Consider the following 17,726-nt stretch of genomic DNA (forward strand, 5'->3'; position numbering starts at 1 on the left):
GGTGCTCTACGCCATCCTACGGGGGTGTCGGAATGGCTGCGGCCATGTGCCCCGGCATAACCCCGATTGGTGGAGGTGAAAGGCGACCTCCACCCATCATCTAGCCCATTTACATGCTCGTGATCCGGCAAGGCGCCATGCGGGTTTCAGTCGCTCTACTCCGCGCGCGGCGGAGTTCGATACACCAACAAAAAATCCGTGCATAAAAAACCCGCCGAAGCGGATTATAAAATTGAGTGATCAGGCTGGCAGCCACCCGGCTTCCCGGGTGGCTGCCAGCGCTCTAGTCAGGCGCCCTTGAATCCAGGCTTGCCGTTCTGAGCACGCCACACCTTGACCTTCTGGGTGATGGTCTCTGGAGTGCACTCGGCATCTGGAACGTAATAGATTAGATCGGTGCCTTCAGGGTGTTCAGTAACCTTTTCGAAATGATCGAGCAGTTTGTCCAGCTCCTCATCACTGCCGTTGGCATTGACATCGAGAACGCCCTTCATGAACACCAGGAACTCCTGTTCCGTGTAGTCCGAAAAATTAGATTTGAGTTCCATCACTCTACTCCGCCGTGAATTTCGATGTGTCGCTTGGGTGTAACGATGCCCATGTTGTCGATATCGTAAACCGCTCCACCATCCACGATGCGAGTGGTGTGGTGAATCTCAAACGATCTGCGTCCGCCTACCGAGTCGGCCTTCCTTGCCCTGGGCGCCAGACCTTTATTCATACGCGCCAGATTAGCAGCGGTGAATTGGCCAGCCAGCTCTGGATCAGCAGCGACGGCAGTCCAGAGCTGCTCTCGGAACCCTCGGAAGTTGTCAAACTGCTTACCGCTAAGCTGGTCCGCAATCTGAGTCGGCACCGGAGCCCCTTTGCCCTGAGACGCCCCACCCAACCACACACCGCTCACGGGGTGGCCCACACCAGAAGCGGTGCCGGCATCCTCGCGAGGCTCCCTGAACATGATGTAGATCGGCGGTAGGCCCGAGTCTGCTGGGAACACCGTGATGAAGTCGTTGAAGCCTGCCTCAACAATGCCCGGGAACGTATCGATACGACCGGTAACGGGAGTTACCGAAGCCCCTGTATAGATCGGCGGTAAGGGCTGATCGACAGGGGTCGTACTGGAGCTGTCGATTGGGTCAGCGATGGGCGTCCATGTCAGGGTTCGCGCAGGCACATCACTCGTGCTAACGGTGTAGAGCTTCTGCGAGGCATCGTAGGAGGCCGCAACCACCCGGACCTTAGAGGAAACCAGTATGTTGTCGGTCTTGACCACGATGACTTCGGACTGACCGTCCGCAGCCGTCTTTGAGCTGAGGCGATAGGGCATGTCGACCATGCCTCCAGTTGCCGCAGCGGTTGCTAGATCCTGCTGACCAATCCCCGGTGCCAAATCTGAAAGAGGCGTACTGAGGTTGTAGCGCTCTGGACGCTCACCGTTCGCCAGCTTGGGCGAATAAACCAACGCAGTCACACCTACCATCAGCCCAGCAGCAGTGCTTGCAGCAAGCCCCGCCAGCGCCGCCATAGCCGCCCGGATTGCCCCCTGAAGAGTGGTTACCGCGTTATTGATAACCGTGACGGTACCTGCTGCGGTCGTCACCATAGAGGCGGCGCCAGCAGCTTTGCCAGGAACCCGGTAGGTGTTGGCGGCCTTTAGCGTTTCAGCCGCCTGGCGCTGCTCCTCTTCGCCTTTAGCAACAGCAGCTGCCAAAGCCGTGGACCTCTCGTTAAGAATCCGGATTTTCTCCTGAAGTACCCGGGTCTGAAACGCCGCCCGGGCAGACTCCTCCCAACGTCGGTAAACGGAAACCGACGGCTCTCTCCCACTGCGCCCAAGCTTGTTGGAGAAGTCCACTCCGTTGCCAGTAACTTTCGTGTGATAGAAGAATTCCCTTCCATAAAACGCTCTCGCAACCGCTGCCTTTTCGCCCAAGAGCTTTTCAGTTTGCTCAAGCGCAGCGTCTACAACAGCTTTTTCCAGCTTGATTTTATCGAGACCCGAGACCTGGTCGCCCACTGCCGCTACCACTTCGGCCTCAATATCGGTCGGCACTTGGGGCAAGTAGGCTGCAAAGGCAGCCGCCATGTTCCGTTCAATCGTGGCAATCGTGATCACGACCGAAAGTGCCATCCGATCCGAGCGGATATCTCTACGACTGAAGAAAGCCTCGTACTGGTCGCTCTCAGGCAACTTGCCATCCCATGGCAAAGGCTTGGCGATATAGGGCGGTGGCAGTTGCGGTGTGGGAAAGATCACCACAGGCGGCCGTGCCGGGGGCGGCGGATTAGGGTTAATTACGATAGGGGGTAGTTCAACCTTAGACATCTGATTCTCCTTTGATAGGCGCATTTCTCCCGTTGTTTTCCGTGAGCGCCTTGTCACGATTTATACTGTATAAATATACAGTATTCTGACTAGAAAATCAAGAAAGTGGGACAGCGGATCGCCCTGAACCCAAGCACTGTTCGCCATCCAGCCTCCGGAAAAAGCCCATAAAAAAGGCGCCCACCAGGGCGCCCAAGGATTCACCTCTTCCAAAGGAGCATCACTGCTTCAAAGGTGAATGAGTGGAAGTATGCGAAAGCGAAAATGACGGGACCGTGGTCGGCGAATTACAAATCCGTCATCTTCGCCAAGGCCCGCTACAGCACGCTGAGCGGGTATTCGACGATGAGGCGGAACTCGTCCAGGTCCGATTCGAACTGGGTGGCGCGGGTGTTGGCCTGGCGGATGCGGAACGACATGTCCTTCAGCGAGCCGCTCTGCACCACGTACTTCGCCTCGATGTCACGCTCCCAGCGCTTCTGATCGGTGAGCGGATTGCCATCCGCGTCGCGGCGCATGTAGGTGGCGTTGGCGTTGCTGTAGTCGGCGTCGGTGCCCTTGCCGTAGCGGGTCATGAACGACAGCCCCGGGACGCCAAAGGCCGCCATGTCCAGGTCATAGCGCACCATCCACGAGCGCTCCTTCGGCGAGTTGAAGTCCGAATACTGGATGGAGTTGTCGAGGTAGATGGAGTCCGACTGGCGCAGGTAGTCGAAATCGTCGTCGCCGTTGTTGCGCTGGTGGGTCAGGGCCAGGGTATGGGCGCCGAAACGCACGCCGACCTTGCCGCTCCAGATGGTGTTGTTGAACTCGCCGAGCTGCTTGCTGCCCTCGTCCACCGCCTTGTAGAGGTTGAAGCCGCCGATCAGCGACACCTGGTCGTTCAACGGGTAGCTCAGGGAGGTGCCGACGTAGTACTGGTCCCAGACATCCTTCAGGCGAGCGCTGTAGGCGCTGAGGCTGACGTGGTCGTTCAGCACATAGTCGCCGCCGAAGTAACCGACCCAGGGCGAATCGACGCCACCGGCATAGAAGGTGGCGAAGTTGTCGCGCATGTTGCTCGACACCGGCTGGCTCATGGCGTGCAGGCGACCGCCCTGCAGGGTCAGCCCATCGATGCTGTTGTTGGCCAGGGTGATGCCGCGGAAGGATTCGGGCAGCAGCCGCGAGTCGCCGTACTGCACCACCGGCGTGACCGGGAAGACGTCACCCACCTTGATCACGGTGTCGAAGGCACGGACCTTGGCCGCCCCGCCGACCTTGGTGTACTCGTCCCGCGCATCGCCCGCGCTGTCCACGGGCAGCACGTCGAAGGAGCTGCGCGCGCCGTTGCGGCCGCCGCCGGTGTCCAGCTTCAGGCCGAGCATGGCGAAGGCATCCACGCCAAAGCCGACGGTGCCCTGGGTGAAGCCGGATTCGAATTTGCCGATCACCGCGTGTGCCCAGGTTTCGGAGTAACCCGCACCGCCGGCACCCTCCTCGCCGTTGCGGTTATCGCGGTTGAAGTAGAAGTTGCGATTGAGGACGCTCAGGCTGCTGCCCTCGATAAAACCCTCTTTCTGCTCTTCGGCATGAACGAGCGGGCTGACCCCGAGAATGGCGGAAACGACGGCAAGCGACAGCTTGGCTTTTCTGTTCATCTATTGCTCCTGGCGAATGGCAGTTCTTATTGATCTGGGCGAGTCGTTATGGATTGTTCGAATGAATGCGACCGCGCCTTATCGTCACTGCCGGGAGCTAACGCCAGGATGATTGGAAGATTACAATTCTGAAAGGCAGCACCCCGCCCAGGCCTTGAACGCCGGGGCCTTCACCGCGCACCGGCAAAATTGCAGCAATGTAATGTCCGGCTCATGCCCCTGTTAGTTTCACCTCCGTAGCATCAGGCCCACTTCGCATCGCAACTCCCCATCCGACATGCGAACTTCAAGAGGCCTGCCCATGAAAAAGATCCATTACGCCCTCATCGCCCTGCTCGCTCTCGGCAGCGCGCCCGCCTTCGCCAAGGGCGACGGCTTCGACCGTTCCTACCAGTTCAACCAGAAGGTGCGCGAAGACCAGCAGCGCCTGTGGGGCAAGAAGAACGCCGAAGTGGCGGACGCCAGCCAGCAGCCGGCCAAGCGCAGCGAGCCGCCGGCAAGCGCCTCGGAGAAGAAACGCACTGGCAGCTGATGCCCGCGTTCATGAAAAAGCGCCCCACGGGGCGCTTTTTTGTGCCGGAGAACAACGCGGGTCAGTCCTCGGAGCGGCCCGTGCCTTCGCGGTCGCGGGGGTAGTGGTGGGCGAGCGGGAATGGCGGCAGCCAGGCTTCGCGGCGGCTGACCCAGCTCTCGTAGGTGGGCAACAACTGGTCGGGGGCGTCGAGGCAACCGAGGTTCACCTCGATTTCATCGCCCGTGCGCGAGTACACCGACGAGCCGCAGCGCGGGCAGAAGCAGCGCCCGGCGTAGTCATGGGTTTCGCCCTCGATGGCCACGGCGGCTTCGGGGAATATCGCCGAGGCGTGGAACAGCGCGCCGTGGTGCTTGCGGCAATCCAGGCAGTGGCAGAGACCGACCCGGTAGGGCCGCCCGCTCGCCACCAGCCTTACGCGGCCACACAGGCAGCCGCCGCTGTATCGCTCCATGTGCCGTCCCTCCGCTGCAGGGCCCCGGGTGGTTTCAGAGGCGCAGGCCGGGCCGGCGCCGGGTCAGCTCCTGGATCATCGCGCTGGCGATCACCGCCGTGGGCAGCAGGGTTTGCGGGGCGCCCGGCCCCTTGAGGCGATAGCCACGGATTTCCGTCGAACCGTCCTGCCGCACCGCCAACCACTGCACCACGCTGAACTCTCCCTTGGTGAAAACCGTCGCGCCTGAATGTTCCATCACTCGTCCTGATCACTGAAAAGCAGAACGGTCGAGCGTAGACGCTGAGCCCCGGAGCGCAAGTTAGAGCGGGCGTGGGCCGACCGCAGGCTTGACCCTGGAGTCGCTACAGCCTTCATGCTGCGCGCAAAGCCCACAGGAGAAACGACGATGGATTGGCTGGAGAAACGCGTTCCCCCCTTGATGGTCGCAGGCGCCTTCGCCCTGCTGATGGCGCTGCTGGCGCAACCGGTTCCGCCCATCGGGGTGGCGCAGGCCTGGCGCCTGGTGATGGCGCTGGTGTTGCTGCTGGTGGGGCTGGGCATCTGCCTGGCGGGGGTGGCGAGCTTCCGGCTGGCGCAGACCACGGTCAACCCGCTGGCGCCGGAACAGGCCACGGCCCTGGTGCAGAGCGGCATCTACCGCTACACGCGCAACCCCATGTACCTGGGTTTCGCCCTGGTGCTGCTGGCCTGGGCGGCGTTGCTGGCCACCCCGCTGAGCCTGCTCGGCGTGGCCGGCTTCGTGCTGTACCTCGACCGCTTGCAGATCGCCCCGGAGGAGCGCGCCCTGGCCGAGTTGTTCGGCGCCGAGTACGCGGGTTATTGCAAACGGGTGCGGCGCTGGCTCTGAACCCGCGCCGCACGCCCTGCCCTACACCCCCTTGGTGGAGGGCAGCAGCACGGTGAGGATGCCCAGCAGCGGCAGGAAGGAGCAGAGGAAGAACACGTGCTCGATGCCGTGGATGTCGGCCAGGTGGCCGAGCAGCGCGCCACCGATGCCGCCGAAGCCGAACATCAGGCCGAAGAACACGCCGGCGATCATGCCCACGTTGCCCGGCACCAGTTCCTGGGCGAAGACCACGATGGCGGAGAACGCCGAGGCCAGGATGAAGCCGATGACCATGCTCAGCACGCCGGTCCAGAACAGGTCCACGTGGGGCAGCGCCAGGGTGAAGGGCGCCACGCCGAGGATGGAAAACCAGATCACCGTCTTGCGCCCGATGCGGTCGCCGATGGGGCCACCGAAGAAGGTGCCGGCCGCCACCGCGCCGAGGAACAGGAAGAGGTACAGCTGCGAGCTGGCCACCGAGAGGTCGAACTTCTCGATCAGGTAGAAGGTGAAGTAGCTGGTGAGGCTGGCCATGTAGAAGTACTTGGAGAACACCAGCAGCGCCAGGATCACCAGGGCGAAGGTCACCCGCCGCTTGGACAGCCCGTGGGTGGCGACGCCGCCCTGCTTGAGGCGGAACAGGTTGAGGTGGTTGCGGTACCAGCGGCTCAGCCCGTAGAGCACCAGGATGGAGAAGGCCGCGAACAGCCCGAACCAGGCCACGTCGCCCTGGCCATAGGGAATGATGATGGCAGCGGCCAGCAAGGGGCCGAAGGCGCTGCCGGCGTTACCGCCCACCTGGAAGGTGGACTGCGCCAGGCCGAAGCGCCCGCCCGAGGCCAGCCGTGCGATGCGCGAGGCCTCCGGGTGGAAGGTGGACGAACCGATGCCCACCAGCGCCGAGGCCATGAGGATGGCCGGGAAGGAGCCGACCACGGCCAGCAGCAGGATGCCCACCAGGGTGCACAGCGAGCCGACCGGCAGCAGCCAGGGCTTGGGGTGGCGGTCGGTGTAGTAGCCCACCCAGGGTTGCAGCAGCGAGGCGGTGAGCTGGAAGGTCAAGGTGATCAGCCCCACCTGGGTGAAGCTCAGCCCGTAGCTGGCCTTGAGCATGGGGTAGATCGACGGCAGCACCGCCTGGATCAGGTCGTTGATCAGGTGCGCCAGCGCGCAGGCGCCGATCACACGCATGACCAGCGGGCTGGCTTGGCTCGCGACCGAAGGGGCCGCCAGAGGGGAGGCGGTGGAACTGATGGACATGGCACGCTTCCAGGCAAAGGCAACGCCGCTCCACAGCCGCCGGGGCCGTGAAATCACGCTGCTGGTTCTCAGGATTCGGCGCTATCCTAAGGCCCGCAAAACCGCCTGTCTCGCGCAATCCGGTCAACAACCATCGCGAAAAAGACATCATGATCAAGCCCCTCGACACCTTCCTGAGCGAGATCGACGCCGCCCCCTGGCCCCTGCGCAGCAGCGCCACCGACTACCCGGCGGACTGGTTCATCCAGCCCCACTCGCACAACAAGCACCAGCTGATCTACGCCATCCAGGGCGTGATGGTGGTGCACTCGGCGATGAACCAGTGGACGGTGCCCCCCAGCCGCGGCATCTGGATGCCCTGCGGGCAGGTGCACTCCATCCGCTGCGTGGGCGCGCTGAAGATGCGCAGCGTGTTCGTACGCCCGGACATCGCCCCGGACCTGCCCCTCGAATCGAAAGCGGTGAGCATCTCGGCGCTGCTCAGCGAGCTGATCCAGGCCTCCATCGGCATCACCGAGTCCTATGCGCCGGACTCCCGCGAAGGGCGGGTGATGAGCCTCATCCTCGATGAGCTGAAGATCCTCCCCACCCTCCCCCTGCACCTGCCGCAACCGGCGGACCGGCGCATCCAGGGCATCTGCGCGGCGCTGCAGCAGGACCCCGGCGACGGCTCCACCCTGGCGGACTGGAGCGCCCGGCTCGGCCTGGACGAGAAGACCATCCAGCGCCTGTTCCAGAAAGGCACAGGGATGACCTTCGGCCAATGGCGCCAGCAGGCCCGCCTGCTGCTCGCCCTGGAGCGCATCGCCCTGGGCGAGAAGATCATCGACGTGGCCGGCCAGCTCGGCTACGAAAGCCCCAGCGCCTTCACCACCATGTTCAAGAAGCAGTTCGGCATCACGCCGAGCAACTTCTTCAAATGAGCCGCCCGCTGCGGGCGACGCTACAATGGCGCCCGCGCCGATTTCCCCGATCGGGCACGCCCGGAGTCAGCTGCACATGTTCACCCTCGTAACCCTGGATAACCCGCCGCCCGAGTCCCTGAAGAGCCAGGTGCTGCAGATGGTGGTGGACTACTTCAGCGACATCAGCCCGGTTCCGCTGACGCCCAGCAACCCGCTCTACCAGCTGTACCAGTACGTGATCGGCTACGAAGTGCACCTGTACCTGCAGGCCATGGACAGCGCCCAGGCCAGCGGCGCGCGGCTGGTGCTCGCCCTGGCGGACGAAGACCCGTCCCAGGTGCTGGGCTTCGCCCTGTACCTGCCCAGCCAGGACGACGCCGAGGCCTGCACCCTGGCCTACCTGGCCGTGGCCGCCAGCCACCGCCGCCACGGCATCGCCCGCGCCCTGGTGCACCGCATGCTCGAACACCGCCCCCACGCCGAGCTGGCCTGCCCGGCGGGCAAGGTGCCCACCTTCGAGGCCCTGGGCTTCCGCGTGCTGACCGCGCAGGGGCCGCACGTGCTGCTCAACACCCGCGCCCAGCGCTCCAACGGCATGGTGGCGGTACAGGACCTGGCGCCGATCTTCCAGTCCAAGGAAGTGCGGCAGATCCACGCCTACCTGGTGAAGCAGAACGGCCAGAAGGCCCTCAGCGAGGCCGAGAGCAAGCGCGACCGCCTGCTCGACCAGATGGCCTTCCACGCCCAGGCGCTGGTGAAAGAGCGCTTCCCGACCATTCACTGATCGCGTTTTCTGCCGCTCGAAGCGGCCCAAGTTCCAGGGAGAGGACGTTCCATGCGTGAACGACAATCGGCACGGTTGCGGGTGATCAGCCCGGCCGGCGAAGTGCTGCAACTCGGCATCGGCGACCGCCCCCACACAGGACAACCCGCAAAGGAATGACACCATGACCCGCACCCTGCGCCTGGCCACCACCGGGGATATCGAAGCGCTCTTCGCCATCCGCACCAGCGTCGTGCAGAACCACCTCTCCCGCGAGCAGATGGCCGAGCTGGGCATCACCCCGGCCGTGCTGGCCGACGCCATCACCGCCGGGCCCTGCTGCTGGATCGCCGAGGTGGACGGCGTGCCCGCCGGCTTCGCCATGATCGACCTGGATGAGGGTGAGCTTTTCGCCCTGTTCATCCGCCCCGAGTTCGAAGGCGTGGGGCTGGGGCGCATGCTCCTGCAGGCAGCGGAAGAGGCGCTGTTCCAGGCCCACGACAGCATCTGGCTGGTGACCGATGGCCACGCAGAAATCCGCGCCAACGGCTTCTACCAGCGCCACGGCTGGACCCTGGCCGGGGTCGTGGACGAGCGGGATGTGCGTTATGAGAAGCGCCGGGGGTGGTAGCCGTTATCTGTTGGGGCGAATTCACTCGCCCATGGGCAACGGCGTTGTCCTGAAGGCACGCATGGCAACCCTGCGGGTTGCTTGGCGACTGAAGTCGCCCCTACAGGTGTGGCGCAACAGGGAGCATTTGTGGGAGCGGTTTCAACCGCGAATGGCACGGTGCCTGGCCAATCGCGAATGAATTCGCTCCTACAGATCTCGAAGCGCCCAGCCACTTCTTACTCTGGACGTAGGGTGTGCTGCGCGCACCTGGATTTCACCGGAAGCACCGAGCGGTGGTGCGCACGGCACACCCTACGGCACCCGTTCATCCTGCTAGGCCCGAGACTCGTATCGTCACGAGAAAACCAACAGGGAGCGTTTGTGGGAGCGGTTTCAACCGCGAATGGCAGGGTGCCTGGCCAATCGCGAATGAATTCGCTCCTACAGACATCGAAGCGCCCAGCCACTGCTTACTCCGGACGTAGGGTGTGCTGCGCACCTGGATTTCACCGGAAGCACAGCGCGGCGCTGCGCACGCGGCCGCCTAGCGCCGCGAATGCCTGCGTCGGCTGAACGTCGGCTCCTCCATCAACTCGCGCACGAACAGCCCGAAGAACTCCGCCTGGCTGTTGATCTCCAGCTTCTCGTACAGGTTGCGCCGGTGCACCTTCACCGTGCCCCGGGTGATGCGCAACTGCGCAGCTATCTGCTCGCTGGAATAGCCCTGCAGCAGCAACTGCGCGACCTTGTGTTCACGCCGCGTCAGCAATTCCTCCCCGAAGGAACTGAACACCGCCCGCACATGGCTCGTGGGCAGAACGGCATCCGCCGGCGGCTGGCTCCGCGCCTCCCAGGCCATGCGCACCACTTCCTCCACCACCGGCAGCGCATCGCGCAGCAGCCGCAGCGCCTCCCCATCAAAGGGCCCCCCGCCCTCCCCGCGCATCAACGACAACACCGCCCGACAACCCGGCGCTGGCGTGGTTAAAAAGCCCAGCTCATCGCACAACCGCAGGCGGTGGTAATAGGCATCGAAGTAATGGCCGCTGTGAAAACTGTCCGGCGCCAACTCGCGCATGCCATAGAGCCCATCGGCGTTATCGAACAGGCAAGCGAGGCAGAACGGATCGAGCAGATAGGGGCCGGCGCGGTAGTCATCGATAAAGGTCGCGCGCAACTCGGCAGGCAAGGTGTGGAACAGGGGCAACGGCAGGTGGCTGCCTTCGTAGAGGAACAGCACGAAGTGGTCGGTAGGAGCGAAGCTGTGCAGCCAGTTGGCCAGGGCGCGCAGCTGCGGCTCGCCGGGGGACTGGGTGAGGATGGTGGTGATGGAGTGGGTCCATGTTTTGGGGTGGGTATGCATTGGCCGGGAATCTCCTGATCTAGGCCTGGAGAGGTAACACGTAAGAGGAAATCTCACTCGACCAAAGATACTCTTTTGAGTATAGATTAATGACCGGACGGAAGGCTTCATCGTTCCTTTTTGCGAGTAGGCGGGATGGAACTGAAGCAAGCACTGGCGCAAGCCATCAAGGAACTGAGAAAGAGCAAGGATCTTTCGCAGGAAACGGTGGGAGCGAGCCAGAGCTACATCAGCGATGTGGAGCGCGGCATCAAGAGCCCTTCGGTGATCAAGCTGGCCGAGTTGGCGGAGAACATGGGCGTGCACCCGTTGACGATTCTGGCCAAGAGCTACCTGCTGGCAGACCCGGAACTGGGTGTGGATGAACTGCTTGAGCAGTTGCGTCGGGAGCTTGAAGAAATCTGAAGCTAGACCTCCAACTACCAGCTCCCTTGCAAGGTCCTTTTATGGAACGAGTGTCGGTGGAATACGCTAACGATGGAGGCAGCCTCTTGAAGCTGGGCAACGCTGTGCGCGCCCGCAGAAAGACGCTCGACCTCTCGCAAGAAGCGCTCGCCGATGCCGCTGGAATCGACCGCTCGCATATGGGCAAGATCGAGCGCGGCGAGCGCAACGTGACATTCCTCAACATTGTTCGAATCGCTACCGCCATGCAGTGCAGCCCTTCCGACTTGCTTATCGAGGCGGGTCTCTGAGCCTGTAAAGCTGCGCACTAACAAGGATCGTTATGCAGCAACACCCAGAATCATCGGTATCAAGCAGTCACTCGCTCAGCCATCGGGCCTCTCACCGCCTGAAAATCCCAGTCGCAGCGTTGCTGCTGATCAACACCCTCCCCGCCCTGCACGCCGCAGAATCCTCTTTCACAGGCAGTTGGTACCTGGACCTGCGCACGCCCGAACAGATACAGGCCAAGGCTGAATGCGGCGGCGCGGGTTTCGAACTGGTGCAGCAAGGCAACACCGTGACCGGCACCCACTACTTCGCCACGGTCAACTGCGGCCGGATCAACGAAGGTGGGGAAGTCAAAGGAACGGTTACAGGCTCGGAGGCTGTTCTGTATGTCACTAGTGGCAGGAATGGGGCGGTTGTTAGAGGCAGGGCGACATTGCAGGGGGAGCAGCTTAGGTGGCAGACGCTGGAGGAGATTAAAGAGGGTGTGCCGGAGGGGGATTCGGGGCTTGTCTTGGGGGACGGGGTTCTGGAGAGGGTGGCGGGTTCGGCCTTGAAATAGAGTGGCCACATACACCTACATAGTGGCGGCTGCTTTCGGCCAGAAGCAGTCGCTGGTTTCGTTGCACTTCGTCTATAGGAGGGATCCCAGCTTAGTAATCACTGCATTACGATTTTGTGGTCTATCCTTTCGTTTGCTGCCCGTCAGAATAAATAAATGGCGAGTGTTAAGTGCTGTGCCAATACTCGCATGAAACGCCCAAACATTAGTAATTATGAAACTGCCGCATTCCTGTCTGGGCAAAATAATAGCATCCACAATGAGTGCAGGTTATGGATAATTTGCTTATAGACCTTGCTAAGGTTGCTGGACTGGCTGGACTGGCTGTCGGTGCAGCCACGCTTGTATTCCGGGAGGTAATTAGAAAACGTATTTTCCCCATGCTTCCACCTAGGCAAGCATATCGGCTACTGCGCATTATAGTTTTTGCAGCGTGGAGCATAGCCATAATTGGGATTGTTGCCTGGAAGGCACCGACCATTGTGGCTGGTACTGGAAACACCGTTATCAACAACTCTTCAATAGAAAAATGAAGCAGGTGCCCTCTTGAAAGCTAGCGCGCTCTTAGCATCCGCCCTGCTTATCCTTATGTCATTTCCAGCCACGTCTCAAATTGTAATTGGAGACTGCAATGTAGTGTTTGAGAATGTGCAAATAACTGGGGGAACGATAGAGACCAGCCAGATTGAGGGCTGTCGACAAGACCCTAAAAAGACTTTGCGAATTGGGTACTTTTGGTTAGATGCCGTGTCATTCTCCTTCCTCATGTCAGGCCATAATTATGGAGCAATACGTGAACTGGTTGGCGCAAGACCGATAATTGTTAAGAACGATGTATTCACTGCCGCTGAAGACCTAGTAAATAAATTCGGATCGAGAATAGACAAAAGCTCCTTCTATGCGGAACGATTCAAGGTTGAGGTTAACCGAGACAACCCATACCAAGATAATTACACTTATTTTGACAAACTAGACCCATCCCTGCTTTCAGGCGTTCGTATTTATGATGGCAATGACCCGATATATATGCCAGACCTAGAATCTGCAAGGCATATAAGTACAGATTTAGAATGGCCAAATAAATACAAAAAATACTTAACATCTCCAAGGATGGGCGACGATGATAAGCTGCCGGTGTATACCGGAGCGTCCCCGATAACCGCTGATGAATTATACGGAAGGCTAATACTCTGGCGACACGTTAATAGATCGGAGCTCCAGAACTACCAGAATCTTCTCCTGCAAACCCGATCAGAGATTATCAAGTCAGGTAGCAGCTTGCCTCATCTGCCTTACGTTGCACATATGTACGTTGATCCGTCAGACTATGAACTAGAACAACCCTCAGAAAGCAATGAAGAATATGAGGAGAATTTAACTCAGCACCAGATACAGAAAATACCTAATTTAGCAAAAAATAAAGCACTAAGTTCGATGCTATACATAACCAGGGAAGGATGGCCAGAAGACTTCTTACAAGCTATTGGTTACTTTGATGGGCACGGTGAAATTGGGAGTTGGACTGTGCTTGCCCCGCCAAGAAAAATGTTTATTTTGATTGCTCTAATTGAGAACATGGGCGGGGCTGGTGCAACGTATACTCTTAAGGGATTCAACATACAACACTCTGGAGAGACAAAACTTCGATCTGCGCCCGAAAACATGAAGCCCGACTTTGTCCAATTCACAATCACGGCAGTCGGGCAGGGGGACAAAATAATACTGCCATTGCAAATCGAATTTCGAAAAAACAGCAACGTTGGCGTTGGTGAAGCTATAGATGACTTATCTGCCAGGCTCAATTCAAAAGAAGAAATAGAAACCTCTATTGCATCCCTTCCAGACACAACAATCCTTCAAACAACTGACGGATCCATACAGAAAACCAAAGTTGCATTTCTTGGCATGGAGACACCGAGAATTTCACGCTCGTACATTTATGGCCCGAGCGCCTCACTGGAGTCATTGGTCATAGATGATCTAGTCTTGCCTGCTCGCCAATATAATCCGAATGGATTATATATGGTTTCTGGATACGAAGGCGGCTCCTGCCCTGTCCTGTACGTTAGAAGAGGTGGCCAGGCGGAGCCAATCAAGATTGGGAAAATACTTCATACAGCTAACGGAGCAGGTAGATCAACAACACAAATAATCCCGCTAGGGAGTGGTATTGAGTCAGTATTTATTGCCGAGTCCGAGCCGGAAAGAGCAGTAATTAAAGGCGCGGCATTAATATCGATAGATCCCAGCGGGCAAAAGACCTCATCTAACCTCCTAGAAAACCCCATTATTTTGGAGTGGGGCGATCAAGTGAAGTTCGACATCGGCTCTGCACGCAACTCAGATCATTTCTTGGAGGTTGAAGGATATTATGAAAGATATGAAGATGTTGCAGCTAATGCTGCCAGAGAAGCTTCTGGAATAGACCGCTAGCTTGGCTGTTTACAAGCAATACGGCATTGCGGCGAGTGGTGCCTGAGTCAGCTTGAATCGCCTAATTTTACTTTGCACCGTTCTGGCTGCAAATGCTCATCTATCGAAGATAGCCCCTTAGGGCTATCGGGCATCCGCACGCAGCGGCATTGCTGGATGTGCGAGTAGATTTAACTGAAGGCTGATCGACTGTCCGCTACCGGCCGATAGCTACCTACCATTAGCACCTTTCCGCCACACAGTTCACGCTGTAACTACCTATCTCCGCACCTCACTCACAACCAGCCCCTCAATGAACACCGCACTTGACCTCTTCCACTCCGCCGTCCACGCGCGCGAAATCGACGCCGTCCTGAAGTCCCTCGCCAGCCTCAACGACCAGGCCACCGCCCCACTGCTTGCAAAGCTGCTATTGGAGCACTGGCATGAGGCCCATGAAGATATCGTTTTCGAACTAGGCCTGATCGGCGAGCCCGGCACCACGGCAGCGATCGCCAGAGCTGCGGAGATGAGGTTCGAGTACCTCATCGACTGGGATAGTCTCCACGTCTTTCAGCGCAAGTGCGCTTATGCGTTGGCACGCATCGGTACGACCGAGTCAAAAGTGGCGTTGGAGTTGGTGGCGAAACATTCCGACCCGATGCTGCGTGAGTACGGCCAGAAGGGTCTGGACCATTGGCCCATCCCTTACAAGGGCAACAGATCCCGCTAGCTCACTGAGCTGTCAGCACCACCAGAAATTCCCACTGCTCCCCACTCATCACCTCCCCCTCTCCTTCGCAGCACGTCGAACCGCACGATCTGCGGCAGCGTCTGTAGCAGCCCCATTTTCAGGTGATTCACCAGCACGTTTTCCGATAGCACCATCAAGGCTCTGGTGTATTGCACCAGTTACAGCATGGCGAAGATCAAGGTGCTTCTGGTTCATAGACAAAGCCAACAGCACCAACAGGTGCTTTTAGCGCCAATGGTTGAACAGCCGCTGGCAGGGGAGAAAGTGATGCTCCTTAGAGGAGACACGTTAGCCACTGAATATATATGCTAATAATTCTCAATTACTGTGAGGGCCTAACAAAAACCCATTACCTCTGCATCTGATCTCTAATTTTTATTGAGCTTAATCAGTTAGTTACTGATGAGCACATGGCGCCACAAGCTAGCGCGACAAAAAATCATCATCCGTCCTTGAAATGCGAACAAAAGTCGACCTTAATTGGCGTGATGGCAAAAGGCTTTCTATGCCCATATCTCAACAAGGAGGTTGGTATGAATAAACTATGCATTTGTCTTTTCATAAGCCTAGTGGCTACATCAATATCCGGCTGCGGTGGGTTCATTACTAAATGGGGAGACAAATTTGAAGGGGCCGGCGACTACCGAGTCCACTCAACGGCTAAAGGAACAGACAACAAGGCAGAAACGTGGGAAGGCAAATATGTAAAGGGCGTCTCTACGACTTTCGAAGAGAATGATTACATTTCAGTCAGCCTCAAAAGAGCATACATTGAGACCTTTACAGAAGGATATATAAAGAGAAAGGCAAATGATATCGCCGGCTCAATCGGCCAGCCCTCCCCAGTTCGTGGGCAGATCGCGATCGTTGCGAATGTTATTGAAAAAAAAGACGGCGTAGAAACGGGCACATCAAATAGCAAAGGCCGAGTTATCTTCTACTCAGATGATGTCTACGAAGGGCAACCGATAAATGAATCATTTGCACCAGTATATGGGCCGGTTCGCTGGGGCGGTAACCCTGTAACGATAGAACTCACTGTAATGGAGCTAGACCAAGAAGATAACGAGCAAATCAGGCAAATCCTAGATACCGCCGCCAGTATCGGCACCGACTTAGACAATATTGGCTCAGCAAAGCTAATAGGCGGCCTAAACAGAATCGGTGACGCTTTTCTCACAAGCAACGCCGATGACATTATGGGTAAGTACAAAGCCACGTTTGTCCCAAGCACCGCAACACCTGATTACAACCTGCCTATCCTAAGACATGGTGATGTGATCTTCACTCGAAAAGGCGATAGAACGGTACCAATTGACTGGCAAAAGCACTGTTATAACGAGGTTGAAGGGCTTGTTCAAAAACGACCGAGAGATGACGCAGGCAGACTCGCCGGGACAATTATTTGCAATGACCGGACAGGACACGATCCAGAATTTAGCTATTTCGTTATGACTATAGGTAAAAATTTAGGGACGGTAGATTTGACCCCAGAGCTCAACTTTGAACAGCTGCAAGAGCAAATCAAGACATCTGGCTCGATTCAGGCCATCAAAACCTCAGTGAGAAAATTCGCCTCTACTGTTGCTCGCGACCTAACTTTTAGACGCGTAGCAATGTCGATTGAAGAACTTTCACAACCTAAGGCGGCCATCGCCACGCGCAAGCTTGAATCGAAGGTTGTAGCTGAAGCCCTTCAGTGCTCATATCTTGCTGCGTTGACTAAGAGCGATAGCGACATTGACATAATTAAGAAGCACTGCGGCGATGACTATGCTGACTCATCTCTCAGCCAGGGTGAGTTTAAATATTTTGTTAAGCGCCTGGTACTACTGAAGAGCTGCTTGGATCCAGACCAGCTCAATGACCAAGCCATGGAGGACAACATGACTGAAGCCGGCCTGAAGAACGCCAAAGCCACGCTTACTACCCAGCTAAGCACTTGCACCGCCAGTTGATCAGAAGCCTTAGGCATACATCAACGCTTCAATTGAGCCCCTCACGGGGCTCATTGCTCGGAGAAAACCTGAACGAACTTGAGCCTGAAATTACATACATATCTCCGGTGGCGACGGCCGAAGCCACTGGAAAGAATTCGCTGTCAGTATCGGTCAGATCCAACAGTTTCACAGAAGTCGCTTTACTCGTGCTCCGCATGCAGCGCCATGTAACGGGCACCGTTGTACTGCTCACGCATTTTCGCCTCCATTAATTTAAGGTATTACCAGTAACGCAGGCGTCAGGTTAGTGTCCGAAGAGGTGGCGGCGACTTCATCGGAGAACTTCATTTCATCCTTGGCCCAAGCCTGTAGTGTGGGGACACATTATTGTGAATGCTGCTTGCGGGCGTTTCGAACTCACATTGTTGAGCGGAGACGATTACATCGGCGGGGAAGGCAATTGTTAGCGAAGGACTACTACCACCCAGCGAGTAACGGAGTTCGCGACCCGGGCCCGGCGGCACTACTGAGTCAGGGTGGCGTTGGAGTTGATGGCGAAGCATTCCGACCCGATGTTGCGTGAGTACGGCCAGGAGGGTCTGAAGCATTGGCCCATCCCGTACAAGGGCAACAGGTCCCACTAGCTCACTGAGCCCTCAGCATCTCCAGAAACTCCCGCTGCTCCCCACTCATCACATCAC

Annotated in this window: 19 protein-coding genes; 12 read left to right on the forward strand and 7 right to left on the reverse strand. The window is 58.2% G+C overall.

Going from position 1 to position 17,726, the window contains the following annotated elements; genetic code table 11:
* Nucleotides 1-287: 287 nt before the first annotated feature.
* The 3 genes from PI990_RS17750 to PI990_RS17760 form a co-directional block, all read right to left on the reverse strand.
* On the reverse strand, nt 288-548 hold the full coding sequence (locus PI990_RS17750; protein ID WP_271657928.1) for a bacteriocin immunity protein: 261 nt from the start codon (nt 546-548) through the stop codon (nt 288-290).
* Nucleotides 548-2,326 carry an S-type pyocin domain-containing protein gene (locus PI990_RS17755; protein ID WP_271657929.1) on the reverse strand — a complete coding sequence of 593 codons (1,779 nt, stop codon included), beginning with the start codon at nt 2,324-2,326 and terminating at the stop codon, nt 548-550. The genes PI990_RS17750 and PI990_RS17755 overlap by 1 nt, the downstream gene beginning before the upstream one ends.
* A gap of 317 nt (nt 2,327-2,643) precedes the next feature.
* Complete coding sequence (locus PI990_RS17760; RefSeq protein ID WP_021220204.1) at nt 2,644-3,966, reverse strand: OprD family porin; 1,323 nt, start codon at nt 3,964-3,966, stop codon at nt 2,644-2,646.
* A gap of 301 nt (nt 3,967-4,267) precedes the next feature.
* Here PI990_RS17760 and PI990_RS17765 point away from each other — a divergent pair, with 301 nt between their 5' ends.
* Nucleotides 4,268-4,498: a hypothetical protein gene (locus tag PI990_RS17765; protein WP_271657930.1), complete on the forward strand. Its 231-nt coding sequence runs from the start codon at nt 4,268-4,270 to the stop codon at nt 4,496-4,498.
* Nucleotides 4,499-4,559: 61 nt separating this feature from the next.
* Here PI990_RS17765 and PI990_RS17770 read toward each other — a convergent pair whose 3' ends face one another.
* Nucleotides 4,560-4,952 (reverse strand): GFA family protein, encoded by a 393-nt coding sequence (locus PI990_RS17770; protein ID WP_271657931.1) that lies wholly within the window; start codon nt 4,950-4,952, stop codon nt 4,560-4,562.
* 34 nt (nt 4,953-4,986) lie between these two features.
* Nucleotides 4,987-5,190 carry a hypothetical protein gene (locus PI990_RS17775; protein WP_021220201.1) on the reverse strand — a complete coding sequence of 68 codons (204 nt, stop codon included), beginning with the start codon at nt 5,188-5,190 and terminating at the stop codon, nt 4,987-4,989.
* Nucleotides 5,191-5,340: 150 nt separating this feature from the next.
* On the opposite strand from PI990_RS17775, the gene PI990_RS17780 reads away from it, so the two are divergent.
* Nucleotides 5,341-5,802 carry a methyltransferase family protein gene (locus tag PI990_RS17780; RefSeq protein ID WP_271657932.1) on the forward strand — a complete coding sequence of 154 codons (462 nt, stop codon included), beginning with the start codon at nt 5,341-5,343 and terminating at the stop codon, nt 5,800-5,802.
* A 21-nt stretch (nt 5,803-5,823) separates the two neighbouring features.
* On the opposite strand, the gene PI990_RS17785 is transcribed toward PI990_RS17780, so the two are convergent.
* A complete protein-coding gene (locus PI990_RS17785; protein ID WP_271657933.1) occupies nt 5,824-7,041 on the reverse strand; it encodes an MFS transporter in 1,218 nt (405 codons plus the stop codon).
* A 149-nt stretch (nt 7,042-7,190) separates the two neighbouring features.
* On the opposite strand from PI990_RS17785, the gene PI990_RS17790 reads away from it, so the two are divergent.
* The 3 genes from PI990_RS17790 (at nt 7,191) to PI990_RS17800 (ending at nt 9,340) form a co-directional block, all read left to right on the forward strand.
* Nucleotides 7,191-7,964, forward strand: coding sequence for an AraC family transcriptional regulator (locus PI990_RS17790; RefSeq protein WP_271657934.1), 774 nt, complete (start codon nt 7,191-7,193; stop codon nt 7,962-7,964).
* 76 nt (nt 7,965-8,040) lie between these two features.
* Complete coding sequence (locus tag PI990_RS17795; protein WP_271657935.1) at nt 8,041-8,730, forward strand: GNAT family N-acetyltransferase; 690 nt, start codon at nt 8,041-8,043, stop codon at nt 8,728-8,730.
* A 163-nt stretch (nt 8,731-8,893) separates the two neighbouring features.
* Nucleotides 8,894-9,340 carry a GNAT family N-acetyltransferase gene (locus PI990_RS17800; RefSeq protein WP_271657936.1) on the forward strand — a complete coding sequence of 149 codons (447 nt, stop codon included), beginning with the start codon at nt 8,894-8,896 and terminating at the stop codon, nt 9,338-9,340.
* Between the two features lie 526 nt (nt 9,341-9,866).
* On the opposite strand, the gene PI990_RS17805 is transcribed toward PI990_RS17800, so the two are convergent.
* Nucleotides 9,867-10,685, reverse strand: a complete 819-nt coding sequence (locus PI990_RS17805) for a helix-turn-helix transcriptional regulator (RefSeq protein ID WP_271657937.1) — start codon at nt 10,683-10,685, stop codon at nt 9,867-9,869.
* Between the two features lie 135 nt (nt 10,686-10,820).
* Between PI990_RS17805 and PI990_RS17810 the strand changes: the two genes are divergently transcribed.
* The 7 genes from PI990_RS17810 (at nt 10,821) to PI990_RS17840 (ending at nt 17,043) form a co-directional block, all read left to right on the forward strand.
* Complete coding sequence (locus PI990_RS17810; protein WP_021220194.1) at nt 10,821-11,090, forward strand: helix-turn-helix domain-containing protein; 270 nt, start codon at nt 10,821-10,823, stop codon at nt 11,088-11,090.
* Between the two features lie 41 nt (nt 11,091-11,131).
* Nucleotides 11,132-11,380, forward strand: a complete 249-nt coding sequence (locus tag PI990_RS17815) for a helix-turn-helix domain-containing protein (protein WP_271657938.1) — start codon at nt 11,132-11,134, stop codon at nt 11,378-11,380.
* 32 nt (nt 11,381-11,412) lie between these two features.
* Nucleotides 11,413-11,919, forward strand: a complete 507-nt coding sequence (locus tag PI990_RS17820) for a hypothetical protein (protein ID WP_271657939.1) — start codon at nt 11,413-11,415, stop codon at nt 11,917-11,919.
* A 272-nt stretch (nt 11,920-12,191) separates the two neighbouring features.
* Nucleotides 12,192-12,452: a hypothetical protein gene (locus PI990_RS17825; RefSeq protein WP_271657940.1), complete on the forward strand. Its 261-nt coding sequence runs from the start codon at nt 12,192-12,194 to the stop codon at nt 12,450-12,452.
* Between the two features lie 214 nt (nt 12,453-12,666).
* Nucleotides 12,667-14,352: a hypothetical protein gene (locus PI990_RS17830; protein ID WP_271657941.1), complete on the forward strand. Its 1,686-nt coding sequence runs from the start codon at nt 12,667-12,669 to the stop codon at nt 14,350-14,352.
* Nucleotides 14,353-14,644: 292 nt separating this feature from the next.
* The gene (locus PI990_RS17835) at nt 14,645-15,064 is read left to right on the forward strand and encodes a hypothetical protein (protein ID WP_271657942.1); all 420 of its coding nucleotides are present in this window, start codon (nt 14,645-14,647) and stop codon (nt 15,062-15,064) included.
* Between the two features lie 431 nt (nt 15,065-15,495).
* A complete protein-coding gene (locus tag PI990_RS17840; RefSeq protein ID WP_271657943.1) occupies nt 15,496-17,043 on the forward strand; it encodes a hypothetical protein in 1,548 nt (515 codons plus the stop codon).
* Nucleotides 17,044-17,726: the final 683 nt, after the last annotated feature.

This window comes from Pseudomonas sp. TUM22785, assembly GCF_028198105.1.
GTDB lineage: Bacteria > Pseudomonadota > Gammaproteobacteria > Pseudomonadales > Pseudomonadaceae > Metapseudomonas > Metapseudomonas solani.